This is a genomic window from Kitasatospora sp. NPDC088548, from assembly GCF_044753005.1.
Taxonomy (GTDB): Bacteria; Actinomycetota; Actinomycetes; order Streptomycetales; family Streptomycetaceae; genus Kitasatospora.
On record NZ_JBIVMI010000013.1, the window covers coordinates 1 to 15,079 of the forward strand.

A 15,079-nucleotide genomic window follows, 5' to 3' on the forward strand; every position below is an offset into this window, starting at 1 on the left:
GGTCCGATATCCGCTCATCCGCAGGCGACTTGACCTGCCCCACCCTCGCCACACCACAACCAACGAGACACCGACCACAAAGTCACCGGCATTGGCCTTAGGGCAGGACGGCCAGCAGTCGCTGCCCCTTGGCCGGCGTGATGCCGGGCATCGTGCCACCCGGGCGGCCCTTTCGGCCCTCGGCATCGGTGTTCTCCAATTGCATCGTCCGGTTCGGATCCCCCGGGGCCGGCGCTGGGCCGTCCGTTCCAGCGCCGCACGCCCGCAACCGGCCTTGAGCGCATTGCTGAACGGCTGGCCGGGCGGGGTGTCGGCGGGGCAGGGGTGCAGCGGTGAGGTCTCGTCCACCGTTCGGGCCGGCCAGTCGGCGAAGGCGTGCACGGAGGAGACGAAGGTGTAGTGCCCGGCGTGCTCGCGCAGCAGCCCGGCGGAGAGCGCCACCTGGGCGGGCTGCTGGGCCGAGGTGTCCACGACGGCGTCCCAGTGCCGCCCCTCGACCAGGCGCGCCAGGTCGGCGGCGGAGTCACGCTCGCCCCGGACGGCCTGGACGCCGGGCAGGTCGGTGCCGGGACGGCCTCGGTTGAAGGTGGTCACCTCATCGCCGCGGGCCAGGGCTTCGGAGGCGAAGGCGCGCCCCAGAAAGGACGAACCCCCAAGCAGGAGGATCTTCATACCGGAAAGCTCTCCTGTCCCCCTCGCCCGCATGCCCCCGTTCGCGCTGAGCGGAGGCGCAGGGGATTCAGGGGAGCCCGGGGAGCAGGGCAGTCGGGTGCGGCGGGGACCGGCCGTCGGCGCCCCCGGCCGAGGTGCTGATCGAATCCGGCCCGCATAGCATCCCCTTTGTACCGATATGTCCGTATAGGAGCGGTGCTCCGGCACCGGGGCGAGCGACCACTGGGGAGAGCGACAGCAATGGGCAACCCGGCACTCGTGGACCCGGCCACCATCCGTGCGACCGCCGCCGAAGCGTGGATCCGCGGCTACCCGATCCTGCGGAACTACCGCACCCTGTACGCGCAGGCCGTGGACGACGCGGACCCGGGGTACGTCGGCGGTTTCGGCGTCTTCCGGCACTATCCGCAGCCCTTCACCCCGGCCGACACCGATGCCGACACCCCCGACAACGACACCTCCCGCTCCCGGGCCTGGCTCGATCTGCGCACCGAGCCCTGGGTGGTCTCCGTCCCCGCCGAGGACCGCTACTACGTCCTCCCGCTGCACGAACTCGACACCGTGTACGCCGGGTTCATCGGCGCCCGGGCCACCGGCCAGGAGGCCGGCGACTACCTGGTGGCCGGCCCGGGCTGGCAGGGCGAGGTCCCCACGGGCATCAAGGGCGTCATCCGCACCGCCACCCAGCTGGTCGGCATCCTCGGCCGCACCCACCTCGCCGGGCCCGCACCCGAGGCGGTCGAGGAGCTGAAGCTGGTCCAGCAGGGCTACCGGCTGCGCCCGCTGCACGAGTACGCGGGCACGCCGGCGCCCCCGCCCGCCCCCCACCCGGTCTGGCCGGTCTGGCGCGAGGAGGTCATGGACGGCATCGAGTTCTTCAGCTTCCTCGACTTCCTGCTCGGCTTCTTCCCGGTGCTCCCCGCCGAGGCCGATCTCCGTACCCGCCTGACCGACCTCGGCATCGACGGCCGCGGCGACTTCGAGCCCGCCGCGCTGCCGATCGTGGTGCGCGCCGAGATCGAACGCGGCATCGCCGACGGTCAGGCCGAACTGCGAAGCGCCGCCGACCGGACCACCACCTCGACCGGTCTCTTCGGCACCCGCGAGCAGATCGGCACCGAGTACCTCAAGCAGGCGGTCGCCGCCGCCGTGGATCTGTACGGGCTGCCCGCCGACGAGACCTGGTACGGCGGCTGGGCCGCCGACAGCGCGGGCAACCAGCCGCCGAACGCCAGCGACCGCGACTACGTCGTCCGGTTCGGCCCGGACGACCTGCCGCCCGCCCGCTTCTTCTGGTCGGCCACCATGTACGCGCTCCCGGAGCGCCGGCTCGTCGACAACACCCTGGACCGCTATGCGATCGGCGACCGCACCCCCGGGCTGGTCCGCGAGCCGGACGGCGGCCTCACCCTCCACATCCAGCACAAGCGGCCCGCCAACACCCAGCACTCGGCCAACTGGCTGCCCGCGCCCGACGGACCGTTCACGATCGTCGTCCGGCTCTACGGTCCGGACCAGTCCGTCCTCGACGGCCGTTGGCGACTCCCGCCACTGACCCCGCTCTGACCTCCGCTCCGACCCCCCGCACCGAACCCGCGCCGTCGCCCGTTCCCCGACCCCGACCCCGAGCCGCACCGCCCGTTCCCCCGGACCCGAGAAGGACTCCCGATGACCCAGCCCGAGCTGGAGGCCCTGGCCGCCGACGCCTACGTCTACGGCTACCCGCTCGTCTCCGACCTCACCATGGTCGAGCGCTTCACCCAGGGCGGCGTGGGGATCCTGCCGGCGGCGCCGTTCAACCACTTCAGCCACGCCACCCGGCTGGCCGGGCCGGACGACCCCTTCGCCTCGGTCAACAACGACACCGTCTACTCGGTCGCCCAGCTCGACCTCTCCGAGGGCCCGCAGGTGCTGAGCGTGCCGGACACCGGTGGGGCGTACTACGTGCTGCAGTTCGTCGACGCGTGGACCGACAACTTCGCCTACCTCGGCTCGCGGGCCACCGGCACCGGCGGGCAGACCTGGCTGATCGTCCCGCCCGACTGGCACGGCACCCCGGCCGACCCCCAGCGGGTGATCGTCGCGCCGACCACGGTGGCCTGCATCGTCGGCCGCTTCGCCTGCACGGGCCCCGACGACCTGCCACGGGTCCGGGCGCTCCAGGAAGGGCTGACGCTCGAACCGCTGGAGCCGGGCGGCCTGGTCGCCGGACTGCCCGAACCCGACTTCGAGGTGCCCGAGCGGCTGGCCTTCTTCGAACGGCTGCGGATCTGGATGGCGGCCTTCCCGCCCGCCGCGGCCGACATCGAGTACCAGCAGCGGTTCGCCCCGCTGGGCCTGCTCGACGTCGGCCCCTCCCCCTACCGCGCCCCCGCGCCGGAATGGACGCTGGCCCTGCTCAAGGGCATGGCGGCGGGCCGCGAACGGGTCGAGGCCGCCACCCGGCCACCGGAGGACCACCCGGCCGGCGAGTGGCGGGCGGGGCTGCACCTCTTCGACTACAACGTCGACTTCCTCGGCCCCGGCACCATCGACGACTCCGAGTGGCGCATCCCCGACCGCCGCGCCGCCTACCTCAGCCGGGCCGCCGCCGCCCGCGCCGGCCTCTGGGGCAACCACGCGTACGAGGCGGTCTACGCGACGACGTACGACGACGCCGACGGCCGGCCGCTCAGCGGCGCGCACGCGTACACGCTGCGCTTCGACGAACCCCCGCCGGCGGACGCCTTCTGGTCCGTCACCATGTACGGGCTGCCGGAGTACCACCTGGTGGCGAACCCGATCGCGCGCTACTCGATCGGCGACCGCACCCCCGGCCTGGTGTACGGCGAGGACGGTTCGCTGACCCTGCTGCTCCAGCACGAACCGCCCGCCCACCCCGCCGCGGTGGCGAACTGGCTGCCCACCCCGGAGGGCGGGTTCCGGCCGATCATCCGGCTCTACCAGCCGAAACGGCCCGCCCTGGACGGCACCTACCGGGTGCCACCGATCCAGCGGCACTGAACCCGGCTCTCCGAGTCCGAGCAACTGACCCCGAGCAACTGACCCCGAGTAGCCGCCCGAGGGTCACCGCGCCCGGTTCGCGGAGCCCCGAGGCGTCGTACCGACGAGAGGCAGGAGCATGGGCGACGCCGTCGGCCAGATGCTGGCCTCGGCCGTGGGTATCGCGATCAGCCCGTTGCCGCTGATCGCGGTGATCCTGATGCTGGCCACGCCGAAGGGCCGGGTCAACGGAGCGGCGTTCGCGGCCGGCTGGGCGGTGGCGCTGGCGGCGGTGGTCACCGTGGTGGTGCTGGCCGGTTCGGGGCTGACCACCGGTTCCTCGAAACCGGTCTGGGCGTGGTGGCTGAAGCTGGCGATCGGCGTGTTCCTTCTCCTCCTGGGCCTCACGCGGTGGAAGGACCGCCCGCGCGAGGGGCATGTGCACGGCCCGCCGACATGGATGCGGACGGTCCACCGGTCCACCCCCGGCAGAGTGGTCGGCCTGGCCGCCGTCCTGTTGACGGCCGACCCGAAGAACCTGGTGCTGGCGGTCGGCGGCGCCCTCTCGATCGCCACCAGCACGGCGTCCGGCAGCGGCAAGGCGGTGGCGGCCGCGCTGCTGGTGCTGGTCGGCTCGCTCTGCACACTGCTGCCGTCGGCGGTCCACCTGTTCGGCGGCGACGGGGCGGCCAGGACGCTGGGGGAGTGGAAGGCGTGGACGGCCGCCCACAACCCGGCGATCGTGCTGGTGTCCCTGGTCGTCCTCGGCGCGACGTACGTCGGCGACGCGATCTCCAGGCTGACCATCTGACGAACCGGCCATCTGGTGGCCCGACGACCCGGCACCCAGCCCGGTCCGGCACCCAGCCCGGTCCGGCATCCGCCCGGCTCGGCATCCGCCCGGTTCGGGCCTCGCCCGCGTCTCGGCTCAGCGCGACGAGGGAGAGACCGGAGCGGGTGTGGACGCGGTGACGGTCGGGGCCGGGGGCGAAGGCGAGGGCGAGGACGTGCTGGGGGCGGCCGTCGGTGAGGCGGTCGGCGCCGGGGAGGAGGGGACCGCCGTGGGCCCCGGACCCGTCGGAGTCGCGGACGGCGTGCCACCCGGCGTGCCGCCCTGGGACGGCCGGTCCGGGTCGGCGGGGCTCGTGGTCGGGTCGGTCGAGGCGGAGGTGCCACCGCCCCGGTTGTGCGGGCCGCCCTCCAGGGTGACCACGGCCTGCGAGGGCGGCAGCGCGATCCGGGCGGACCAGTGCACGGCCGGGGCGAGCTCCTCGTCCACGGTGACGATCACCGTGATCCGCTGGCCCGGGGCGAGCGTCCCGGCGTCCCGGCCGAGCCGGAGCCAGGCCGCGTCCACGGCGGCGTGCCAGCGGATCTCGGTGCTGCCGGAGTTGGTCAGGGTGAGTACGGTCCGGTTGCCGTACTCGCCCGCCTCGACGGTCAACTGTCCGGCCGGAGCGGGCGGCGCCGGCTGTCCGGCGGCTGTGGGCCCGGCCGGGAGGCCGCCGCCGGGGGCCGACGCGGTGACCGGCAGGGGGTTGCCGAGCGGGGTCGCGCCACGGCTCGGTACGGCGATTGCGGGGCCCGGGGCCCCCGGGGGCAACGTTTCTGCACTGACCACCCCGGTACCGGCGAGTTCCAGCCCGGCCGTCGCCGGTGCGGCACCGTCCTGGCCCATCCGGCCCACCGGATCCGGCCGGTCCACGGCCGACCCGGGGCCCTCCGGCCGGTACCCGGCGGGCCGCCCGTGCGCGTCCACCCGGACCGACGAGACCGAAGCGGCGACCCGTGCGGTGCCACCGCTCCGGTGGCCGGCCCAGAGCGCGGCCACCGGAGCGAACAGCACAGCCGCCAGCACCCCGGTGGTCACGACCCGCCGGCGCACCGCCGACCCACGACCCGCGTCCGGCGCGCGGTGACGCGGGAAACCGCTCTGGTCGAACCGCAGCCCCGGCTCGACCACCGCTACCCGTCCCGCCGACCCCGCACGCCCCACCGTCCGGGCCGCCTGCGGCAGGAACACCACACCGCCGCTCCGCCCGGGCCGGGCGGCGGGTGCGGACAGCACCGGCAGCCCGGACAGCCCCGCCGCACTCTCGGCCGCCCCTCCGGCCACCCGTTCCGCCGTACCCCGGCAGGTCGGGCAGTCCATCACGTGCCGCACCAGCTCCCGGCGCGGCGCCGGGCCGAGCACCCGGTTCCGTCGGCTCTCCGCCCCAGCCCCGCCGAGCCGGTCCAGCCCGGGGCAGCCGCGGACGCCGGGCACCAGCAGTGCCGCCCCGGTCCGGTCGACCTCCGCCTGCGCCGAGGCGAGCAGCGTCCGGGCGGTGTCGAACGGCACGCCCAGCACGGCCGCCACCTCGATCGGGCTCAGCCGATGCCGTACCGACAGCTCCAGCGCCTCGCGCTGCTCGGGATCGGTGCCCGCCGCCGCGGGCCAGGCCAGCGAGGCCAGCTCGCGCCGCCGCCGGGCGGCCTCGACGGCCGGGAGCCCCGGCCGCGGCCCGTGCGCCGCACCGGCCCCGTGGCCCGCACCGGACCAGGTCCCCGGCCCGTTCTGCAACCGGCGCAGACAGCAGTACCGCGCCAACGAGTACAGCCAGGCCCGCAGCAGCCCGGGCTCGGCCAGCCGGGCCCCGTGCCGCAGCGCCAGCTCCCGTACCTCCCGCAGGGCGTCGGCCGCCGCGTCGTGCTCGCACAGCACCGAGAGACAGTAGGTGAACAGGCCGTCCACCTGCCGGTCGTACGCCGCGAGCACGGCGTCGCGCGGCTCTTCAGCACTCGTCGTCACCTGTCCGACGGTAGAGAGCCCGGGGGCCGCACCCGGGCCATTCCCTGCTGTTGTACTTCTTTCGGGTAACAACATCGCCCATCTGTGGACCCACCCCGGTCCACGACCGGAGCCCCGACCACCGTCGTCGCCGTCGTACCCGGGCTGTCGGACCCAGGCGCTACGGTGGGCCGCATGGCTGCCCGTACCAAGACCACCGCCAAGCCGCGCCCGGCGTACCGCTGCACCGAGTGCGGCAACCAGCTGCCCAAGTGGGTCGGCCGGTGCCCGGAGTGCAACGCCTGGGGCACGGTGGAGGAGTACGGCGCGGTGCCGATCAGGACCACCGCCGCCGGCCCGGTCAGCGCGCCCGCCCGGCCGATCGCCCAGGTCGACGGCCAGGTGGCGACGGCCCGCTCCACCGGCGTCCCCGAGCTCGACCGGGTGCTCGGCGGCGGCATCGTCCCCGGCGCCGTGGTCCTGCTGGCCGGCGAGCCCGGCGTCGGCAAGTCGACCCTGCTGCTGGACGTCGCGGCCAAGGCCGCCGGCGCCCAGCACCGCACCCTGTACGTCACCGGTGAGGAGTCGGCCGGTCAGGTCCGGCTGCGCGCCGACCGGATCAACGCGCTCTCCGAACACCTCTACCTCGCCGCCGAGTCCGATCTCGGCGCGGTGCTCGGCCACATCGAGGCGGTCAGCCCGGGCCTGCTGATCCTGGACTCGGTGCAGACCATCGCCTCCGCCGAGCTGGACGGCGCCCCCGGCGGCCCGGCCCAGGTCCGCGAGGTGGCGGGCGCGCTGATCCGGGCGTCCAAGGACCGCGGCATGGCGACCCTGCTGGTCGGCCACGTCACCAAGGACGGCCAGATCGCCGGCCCCCGCCTGCTGGAGCACCTGGTGGACGTGGTGCTGAGCTTCGAGGGGGACCGCCACGCCCGGCTGCGCATCATCCGCGGTATCAAGAACCGGTACGGCGCCACCGACGAGGTCGGCTGCTTCGAACTGCACGACGAGGGCATCACGGGCCTGGCCGACCCCTCCGGCCTCTTCCTGACCAGGCGCGACAAGCCCGTTCCCGGTACCTGCCTGACCGTCACCCTGGAGGGCCGCCGCCCGCTGGTGGCGGAGGTGCAGGCGCTGATGGTGGATTCGCAGATCCCGTCCCCGCGCCGGACGACCTCCGGTCTGGAGTCGCCCCGGATCGCGATGATCCTGGCCGTGGTCGAGCGGCACGGCGGGGTGAAGCTCGGCAAGCAGGACATCTACACCGCGACGGTCGGCGGGGTGAAGCTGACCGAGCCGTCCGCGGACCTCGCGATCGCGCTCGCGGTGGCCAGCTCCTCCTCCGACACCCCGCTGCCGAGCAACCTGGTGGCGATCGGCGAGGTCGGTCTCGCGGGCGAGGTCCGCCGGGTGACGGGTGTGCAGCGGCGGCTCGCCGAGGCGCACCGGCTGGGCTTCACCCACGCGCTGGTCCCGCCGGACCCGGGCAAGGTGCCGGCGGGCATGACGGTGGTCGAGGTCGCGGACATCGGCGAGGCGCTGCGGGCCATTCCCGGCCGCCGTCGGGCCGCCGCCAAGCCGCGTGGTGAGGCACCGTCGACCCGCCGCGGGGCTTCGGAGGCCCCGCGCGAGACGCCGCCGGCCCCTCGCGCGGGGCGGCGCGAAACCCCGGTCGCGGCCTACCCGGAGGAGCTCATGGAGGGGTGGGAGCCGGTCGACTCCGACGAACTGCGCTGACCCAAGCCCTGTCGATGCCGCACGCAGTTAGACTTTCCCCTGTCTAATTGCCGATAAGGCAGTAATAAGCGACAGAGCAACAGACCGTAGGCCGGCGCACGCGCGAGGCGCGCGGTACGGGTCGACCGGAGGAGTCACGTGGCAGCCAGCGACCGGGCGGACAAGTCCTCCCGCGAGGAGGCCCTGCTGCGGGCCTCCCTCAGCGCCATCGCGCCCGGCACGGGGCTGCGTGACGGCCTGGAGCGGGTGCTGCGGGCCAACACCGGCGGTTTGATCGTGCTCGGCTTCGACAAGACGGTCGAGTCGATCTGTACCGGCGGGTTCGTCCTGGACGTCGAGTTCACCGCCACCCGGCTGCGCGAGCTGTGCAAGCTCGACGGCGCGGTGGTGCTGGACAAGGACATCACCAAGATCGTCCGGGCCGGGGTGCACCTGATGCCGGACTCCACCATCCCCACCGACGAGACCGGTACCCGGCACCGCACCGCGGAGCGGGTCAACCGGCAGACCGGGTTCCCGGTGGTCGCGGTCTCGCACTCGATGCGGCTGATCGCGATGTACGTCAACGGCACCCGCCGGGTGCTGGAGGACTCGACCACCGTCCTCTCCCGCGCCAACCAGGCGCTCGCCACCCTGGAGCGGTACAAGCTCCGCCTGGACGAGGTGGCCGGCACGCTCTCCGCGCTGGAGATCGAGGACCTGGTGACGGTCCGGGACGTCACCGCCGTCGCCCAGCGGCTGGAGATGGTCCGGCTGATCGCCACCGAGATCGCCGGCTACGTGCTGGAGCTCGGTACCGACGGCCGGCTGCTCTCGCTCCAGCTGGACGAACTGATCGCCGGTGTGGAGCCGGAGCGCGAGCTGGTCGCCCGGGACTACTTCCCGGAGCGGGCCGCCAAGAAGGGCCGGACGGTCGCCGAGGTGCTCGCCGACCTGGAGGCGCTGACCCACGCCGAACTGCTCGACCTGCAGACCGTCGCCAAGGCGCTCGGCTACTCGGGCTCGCCGGAGTCGCTGGACTCGGCGGTCTCGCCGCGGGGTTACCGGCTGCTGGCCAAGATCCCGCGGCTGCCCAACACCGTCATAGAGCGGCTGGTCGAGCACTTCGGCGGGCTGCAGAAGCTGCTCGCCGCCAGCATCGACGATCTGCAGACGGTCGAGGGCGTCGGCGAGACCAGGGCCCGCTCGGTCCGCGAGGGTCTGTCCCGGCTGGCCGAGTCGTCCATCCTGGAGCGCTACGTCTGACGGTCGGCGCACCCGCACGCACGGGACGGCCCCCGGGGATTCCACTCCCCGGGGGCCGTCCGTCGTTCCGGCCGTACTGCCGTCGTTCCGGCCGTCCTACTGGGTGACGCGCAGCAGCAGGTTGGGGCTGCCGCTGCCGATCGAGGTGAGCACGCCGCTGGTGGCGGCCGCGGTGAGGGCGCTGGTGACGCTCGCCGGGGTGTCCCCCGGGTGGTACGAGAGGTAGATCGCGGCGGCGCCGGCCACGTGCGGACTGGCCATCGACGTACCGGAGATGGTGTTGGTGGCCGTGTCACTGGTGTTCCAGGCCGAGGTGATGTTCGTGCCGGGGGCGAAGATGTCCACCCGGCTGCCGTAGTTGGAGTAACTGGCCTTGGCGTCCGTGTCGGTGGTCGCGCCGACGGTGATCGCGGTCGGGACCCTCGCCGGGGAGTAGTTCTGCGCCGGGGCGGCGGAGTTGCCGGCCGCGATGGCGTAGGTGACGCCGGAGGCGATCGAGTTGGCCACGGCGCTGTCCAGCGTGGTGCTGGGCGAGCCGCCGAGGCTGAGGTTGGCGACGGCGGGCTTCTTCGCGTTCTGGGTGACCCAGTTGACGCCGGCGATCACGCCGGCCGTGGTGCCGGAGCCGTTGTTGTCGAGCACCCGGACGCCGACCACCTTGGCGCTCTTGGCCACGCCGTAGGCGCTGCCCGCGATGGTCGCGGCGACGTGCGTGCCGTGGCCGTTGCCGTCCTGGGCCACGGCGTCGTTGTCGACGAAGTCGTAGCCGTCGGAGGCCCGGCCGCCGAAGTCGGTGTGCGAGACCCGTACGCCGGTGTCGATGACGTACGCGGTCACCCCGGCGCCGGCCGCGTCGGGGTAGGTGTAGCGGGAGTCGAGCGGGAGAGCCGGCTGGTCGATCCGGTCCAGGCCCCAGGACGGCGGGTTGACCTGGGTCGCGGCGACGGTGAAGGTCTGGTTGGCCTCGACCGCCGCGACGGCCGGATCGGCGGCCAGCCGGCGGGCCTGTTCGGCCGTCAGGGCGGCCTCGTAGCCGTTCACCGCCCGGTCCCAGGTCTGCCGGACCTGGCCGCCGTGCCGGGCCACCACCTGCCGGCCCTGCGCGGAGCCGGCCTTGATGCCCGAGGCCGCCTTGAGGATGACGATGTAGCTGCCCGGGACGGCGGTCGGCGAGTCGGCCTGCTGGACGACGCCTTCCGGGAGCTCTGCCGCGCCGGCCGGCAGGGTGGCGGCGCCGCAGAGGACGGCGGTGGCGATCGCGGTGGTGAGGGCGGCCGCGGTCCGGCGGCGGGTGATGCGCTGCACTGCCATGAGAGGTGTTCCTCCTCGTCGGTGGTGCGGAGCGGGGTCCGGGCGGTGTCACGGCCCGGGGTCATCAGGATTCGGCCAATGGCAGGAACGCGACAAGAAGGGTTTCGGGTCGTCATGGGGCCGCTATGCCGGGGACATTGCGGAGACACTCCGGGGACACGCGGAGCCGCGGCCAAAGCGGATGAAACGGGCATCCGGCGGGCGTCGGCCCGGCCTCGGTGCCACCCGGGGCCATCCGGGCGTCACCGGCCGATACCGTTCCTCAACGCCGTGGTCGCGCGGTGCCCCGTCGAGGCGGCCGGAACGCGTCGGACGGCGCCGCGGAACGCCGTCCGGGCGGCGTGCCCGGGGGCGCCAGGGGTGTCAGGGGTGTCAGGGGTGCCCGGGAAGTGCGGGAGGCACAGGAAGTGCGGGGAGGCGCTGGGAGCGCCGGGAAGGGCCGGAAACGCCGAGGCCCCGGCGCGGTGGCCGGGGCTTCGGACGGGACGGCTGAGTGGAGGTCAGTTCTCCAGCCGGATCGAGGAGCGCGCCGAGACCTGGCCGCCGGAGAGGCCGGCGAGGTCGGCGACCACCAGGTAGGTGCCGGCCGTGGCGGGCGCCGGGTCGGCCGTGGCGCACTGCTGCTTGCTGCGGCTGCGGTCCCAGGTGAAGGTCTCGGTCATGCCGCCGTTCGCCGGGACCTGCACCCAGCTGCTGCCACGGTCCGCCGGGCAGTCGCCGGAGGACCAGATCCGGTCGCCGTTGGCGGCCGTCACGGTGATGGCGGAGGTCGTCCGGCCCAGGTCCACTCGGCAGTTGCTGCCGGCGGAGTTGTGGATGGTCAGCGCCAGCCGGGGCTTGTCCTTGGGCTGGTAGGAGTTCTGCGCGCTGGCCAGCTCCAGCGTCACCTGCGACGAGGCACAGACCGGCAGGGCCATCACCTCGGTGGTGTTCACCGGCGGCGTGCCGCCACCGTTGCCGCCGGTCGAGCCGCCGCTGCCGCCCGCGCCGCCCGTACCACCGCCCGCGCCGCCGGGGGCCGGGCTGGGCGCGCTGCCCCCGCCGGTGCCGCCGGTGCTGAGGCTGACATCGCCGCCGCCGGAGCCGGCGACCGCGCCGCCGCTCGGAGCGGCACCGCCGCCGGGGCGTGCGCCGCTCACGGGGCCGCTCGGGGAGGCGCCGGGCGTGATCGCCTGGGCGGGTGACTGGGACTGGGACTGGGACGGCACGGCCTGGGCGGCCTTGCCCTGGGAGTCGTCGCCACCGCCGCCCTGATCGGACATCAGCCAGAGAATCAGGGCGATGACCACGACGGCGGCGGCGAGCACGACGATGCGCCGGCGCCAGTAGATCGAGGCCGGCAGTGGTCCCACGGGTTGACGCAGAGAAGGCACGCCCAAACTCTACGAGACAGTGTGTGTCCCTTGACGTACCAACACCGCACAGTCGCCCCTTCCTTCACATGATCCGCCATTTGCGCCGTTCGGGGGAGACCGAAACGAGGGTTTTTCCGTAGACCATCCGGAGCAGCGCGCTCCGATTCGGCCGGGGGCGCGGGCGTGAGCGCGGTCGTGGGAGGATCGAAGGGCCATGGCTGCCATCACCGTCACCCCCGCCGTCCCCGCACCCGCCGCCGCCCCGTCGGCGCTGCCGCTGCCGGTGCTGCACTCGACCGTCCTCGGCTGGTACGAGGCCAACGCGCGCGATCTTCCGTGGCGGACGCCGGAGGCCTCGCCCTGGGCGGTGATGGTGAGCGAGTTCATGCTCCAGCAGACCCCGGTGAAGCGGGTGCTGCCCGCGTACCGGGCGTGGCTGGAGCGCTGGCCCACCCCCGCGGACCTGGCGGCGGACGCGCCCGGCGAGGCCGTCCGGATGTGGGGGCGACTGGGTTACCCCCGGCGGGCGCTGCGGCTGCACGCGGCGGCGGTGGCGATCACCGAGGGGCACGACGGCCAGGTGCCGGACGACCACGCGACGCTGCTCTCGCTGCCCGGGGTGGGGGAGTACACGGCGGCGGCGGTGGCCTCGTTCGCCTTCCGCCAGCGGCATGTGGTGCTGGACACCAACGTCCGCCGGGTCTTCGCCCGCGCCGTGACGGGCGTGGAGTACCCCGCGCAGGCCACCACGGCGGCCGAGCGGCGGACGGCGACCGCGCTGCTGCCGGACACGGCCGAGACGGCGGCGACCTGGGCGGTCGGTGTGATGGAACTGGGCGCGCTGGTCTGCACCGCGCGCAGCCCCGAGTGCGGCGGCTGCCCGCTGTTCAGCCACTGCGCCTGGCAGCGGGCCGGCTGCCCGCCCTACGAGGGCCCGGCCCGGCGCGGCCAGTCGTACGAGGGCACCGACCGGCAGGTGCGCGGCAAGCTGCTGGCGGTGCTGCGGGACGCGCACGGCTCGGTGGAGCAGGCCCGGCTGGACGCCGTCTGGCCGGACGCGGTGCAGCGGGCCCGGGCGCTGGACGGGTTGGTGGCCGACGGCCTGGTCGAGCCGGTCGAGCAGGGTGTCTACCGCCTGCCGCAATGACGTGACGAACTCCGGGGCGGAGCCCGGAGAAAAAGAAATCCCCCCTCTCGGGTGAGAGGGGGGATTTGCGTAAGGTCAGATCGCCACTGCCTCGGCGTTGAGCTCGGCGGACTTCCCGCCGTCCTTCCCGTCCTCCGGCGGCGTCCCGGCGCCGCGCAGCGGCACCTCGCGCATGAAGACCGCGGCGGCGATCGCGATCACCGCGACCCCCGCGCCCCAGAGGAAGACGGTGTGCATGCCGTTGGCCACCGCGTGGTGGTAGGCGTCCTGGACCGGGGCGGGCAGCGCCCGGAGCGCGGCCGGGCTCATCTGGCCCGGGTCGGCCTGCGCGCCGCCGCCCGAGGCCGCGTCGCCGAGCCGCTCCTTCATGGTCGCGGTGACCCGGTTGTTGAACAGCGCGCCGAACAGCGCCACACCGAAGGAGCCGCCGATGGTGCGGAACAGGGTGGCGGTGGAGCTGGCCACGCCCATGTCCTTGAGCTCGACGCTGTTCTGCGCGACCAGCATGGTGATCTGCATCAGGAAGCCCATGCCGGCGCCCAGTACCACCATCCAGCAGGCGGAGGTGAAGCTGCTGGTCTCGGTGGAGAGGGTGGAGAGCAGCGCCATGCCGACGGTCATCACGATCGTGCCGATGATCGGGAAGATCCGGTACTTGCCGGTCTTGGTCACCGCCTGGCCGACCACCAGCGAGACCACCAGCATGCCGAACATCATCGGCATCAGCAGCAGGCCGGAGTTGGTGGCCGAGGCGCCCTGCACGGTCTGCTGGTAGAGCGGCAGGAAGACGGTCGAGCCGAACATCACGAAGCCGACGATGAAGCCGATCAGCGAGACCAGGGTGAAGTTCAGGTTCTTGAACAGGTCGAGCGGGAGCATCGGCTCCTGGACCCGCTGCTCGACGTAGCAGAAGGCGATCAGGGTGGCGGCGGCGAGCGCGGCCAGGCCCAGGATCTGCTTGGAGCCCCAGGCGTACTCCTGGCCGCCCCAGGTGGTGATCAGGGTGAGGGAGGTGATGCCGGTGGTGAGCAGGACGGCGCCGAGGTAGTCGATCCGGGCCTTGCTGCGGACCTTCGGCAGCTTCAGGGTGACCACCACGACGGCGAGGGCGACGACGCCGAGCGGCAGGTTGATGTAGAAGGTCCAGTGCCAGCTCAGGTGGTCGGTGATGAAGCCGCCGACCAGCGGGCCGCCGATGGTCGCGAGCGCCATCACCGCGGCGAACATGCCCTGGTACTTGCCGCGGTCGCGCGGCGGGACCAGCGCGCCCATGATCGACATCACGCCGACCATCAGACCGCCGGCGCCGAGGCCCTGGAGGGCGCGGAAGCCGATCAGCTCGTTCATGTTCTGCGAGAGCCCGGAGAGGGCCGAGCCCGCCAGGAAGATCACGATCGAGGTGAGGAAGGTGCCCTTGCGGCCGTAGAGGTCGCCGATCTTGCCCCAGATCGGGGTGGAGGCGGCGGTGGCCAGGGTGTACGAGGTGACCACCCAGGACAGGTGCTCGGCACCGCCCAGGTCGCCGACGATCGTCGGCATCGCGGTGCCGACGATCAGGTTGTCGAGCATGGCCAGCAGCATGGTGACCACCAGGCCGACCATGACCAGGCGGATCTCGCGGGGTGACCGCGGCACCTCCTCCTCGGCCGTCCTCTTCTCCGGTGCCGGGTTGTCGGCCTTCGGTTGTGACATGGGTTCCGTGTCTCCCGGACTGGATGTTGGACGACCGTCGGGCCTGCAACGGCTTACTTACTTGTCGCCCGGCTAGTTTCCTGACCGTCGGCACGGTAGGTTGTTTACCAGCCGGGCGTCAAGCCAGTTTTCCCACGGATCTCCGGGCCAGGGAGAATGAGCCCG

General features: G+C 73.4%; 11 protein-coding genes. 6 read left to right on the forward strand and 5 right to left on the reverse strand.

Annotated features, from left to right (window positions below):
• Nucleotides 1-672 (reverse strand): NAD-dependent epimerase/dehydratase family protein (locus tag ACIP82_RS18110; RefSeq protein ID WP_400654292.1); only part of this gene is annotated, 672 nt, incomplete at its 3' end.
• Between the two features lie 240 nt (nucleotides 673-912).
• Between ACIP82_RS18110 and ACIP82_RS18115 the strand changes: the two genes are divergently transcribed.
• The 3 genes from ACIP82_RS18115 to ACIP82_RS18125 all read left to right on the forward strand — a co-directional run bounded on the left by ACIP82_RS18115 (nucleotide 913) and on the right by ACIP82_RS18125 (nucleotide 4,465).
• A complete protein-coding gene (locus ACIP82_RS18115) occupies nucleotides 913-2,238 on the forward strand; it encodes a DUF1254 domain-containing protein (RefSeq protein ID WP_400654294.1) in 1,326 nt (441 codons plus the stop codon).
• Nucleotides 2,239-2,340: 102 nt separating this feature from the next.
• Nucleotides 2,341-3,675: a DUF1254 domain-containing protein gene (locus ACIP82_RS18120; protein ID WP_400654296.1), complete on the forward strand. Its 1,335-nt coding sequence runs from the start codon at nucleotides 2,341-2,343 to the stop codon at nucleotides 3,673-3,675.
• A 118-nt stretch (nucleotides 3,676-3,793) separates the two neighbouring features.
• On the forward strand, nucleotides 3,794-4,465 hold the full coding sequence (locus tag ACIP82_RS18125; protein ID WP_363614423.1) for a GAP family protein: 672 nt from the start codon (nucleotides 3,794-3,796) through the stop codon (nucleotides 4,463-4,465).
• A 117-nt stretch (nucleotides 4,466-4,582) separates the two neighbouring features.
• On the opposite strand, the gene ACIP82_RS18130 is transcribed toward ACIP82_RS18125, so the two are convergent.
• Complete coding sequence (locus tag ACIP82_RS18130; RefSeq protein ID WP_400654298.1) at nucleotides 4,583-6,445, reverse strand: sigma-70 family RNA polymerase sigma factor; 1,863 nt, start codon at nucleotides 6,443-6,445, stop codon at nucleotides 4,583-4,585.
• A 174-nt stretch (nucleotides 6,446-6,619) separates the two neighbouring features.
• Here ACIP82_RS18130 and radA point away from each other — a divergent pair, with 174 nt between their 5' ends.
• On the forward strand, nucleotides 6,620-8,164 hold the full coding sequence (radA, locus tag ACIP82_RS18135; RefSeq protein ID WP_400654300.1) for a DNA repair protein RadA: 1,545 nt from the start codon (nucleotides 6,620-6,622) through the stop codon (nucleotides 8,162-8,164).
• A gap of 138 nt (nucleotides 8,165-8,302) precedes the next feature.
• Nucleotides 8,303-9,409 (forward strand): DNA integrity scanning diadenylate cyclase DisA, encoded by a 1,107-nt coding sequence (gene disA / locus ACIP82_RS18140; protein ID WP_363614417.1) that lies wholly within the window; start codon nucleotides 8,303-8,305, stop codon nucleotides 9,407-9,409.
• A gap of 96 nt (nucleotides 9,410-9,505) precedes the next feature.
• Here the strand turns inward: disA and ACIP82_RS18145 are convergent, their stop codons facing one another.
• Nucleotides 9,506-10,720, reverse strand: a complete 1,215-nt coding sequence (locus ACIP82_RS18145; RefSeq protein ID WP_363606046.1) for a S8 family serine peptidase — start codon at nucleotides 10,718-10,720, stop codon at nucleotides 9,506-9,508.
• A gap of 500 nt (nucleotides 10,721-11,220) precedes the next feature.
• Nucleotides 11,221-12,093 carry a hypothetical protein gene (locus ACIP82_RS18150; protein WP_400654303.1) on the reverse strand — a complete coding sequence of 291 codons (873 nt, stop codon included), beginning with the start codon at nucleotides 12,091-12,093 and terminating at the stop codon, nucleotides 11,221-11,223.
• A gap of 196 nt (nucleotides 12,094-12,289) precedes the next feature.
• Here ACIP82_RS18150 and ACIP82_RS18155 point away from each other — a divergent pair, with 196 nt between their 5' ends.
• On the forward strand, nucleotides 12,290-13,222 hold the full coding sequence (locus ACIP82_RS18155; protein ID WP_400654305.1) for an A/G-specific adenine glycosylase: 933 nt from the start codon (nucleotides 12,290-12,292) through the stop codon (nucleotides 13,220-13,222).
• Nucleotides 13,223-13,297: 75 nt separating this feature from the next.
• Here ACIP82_RS18155 and ACIP82_RS18160 read toward each other — a convergent pair whose 3' ends face one another.
• Nucleotides 13,298-14,914, reverse strand: coding sequence for an MDR family MFS transporter (locus ACIP82_RS18160; protein ID WP_400654307.1), 1,617 nt, complete (start codon nucleotides 14,912-14,914; stop codon nucleotides 13,298-13,300).
• Between the last annotated feature and the right edge of the window lie 165 nt (nucleotides 14,915-15,079).

What these genes read in the sequence shown, in the direction of transcription:
- ACIP82_RS18115 (WP_400654294.1), top strand. Translation starts at nt 913, where the DNA reads ATGGGCAACCCGGCACTCGTGGACCCGGCCACCATCCGTGCGACCGCC.
- ACIP82_RS18160 (WP_400654307.1), bottom strand. Translation starts at nt 14,914, where the DNA reads ATGTCACAACCGAAGGCCGACAACCCGGCACCGGAGAAGAGGACGGCC.
- radA (WP_400654300.1), top strand. Translation starts at nt 6,620, where the DNA reads ATGGCTGCCCGTACCAAGACCACCGCCAAGCCGCGCCCGGCGTACCGC.
- ACIP82_RS18155 (WP_400654305.1), top strand. Translation starts at nt 12,290, where the DNA reads ATGGCTGCCATCACCGTCACCCCCGCCGTCCCCGCACCCGCCGCCGCC.
- ACIP82_RS18120 (WP_400654296.1), top strand. Translation starts at nt 2,341, where the DNA reads ATGACCCAGCCCGAGCTGGAGGCCCTGGCCGCCGACGCCTACGTCTAC.
- ACIP82_RS18145 (WP_363606046.1), bottom strand. Translation starts at nt 10,720, where the DNA reads ATGGCAGTGCAGCGCATCACCCGCCGCCGGACCGCGGCCGCCCTCACC.
- ACIP82_RS18125 (WP_363614423.1), top strand. Translation starts at nt 3,794, where the DNA reads ATGGGCGACGCCGTCGGCCAGATGCTGGCCTCGGCCGTGGGTATCGCG.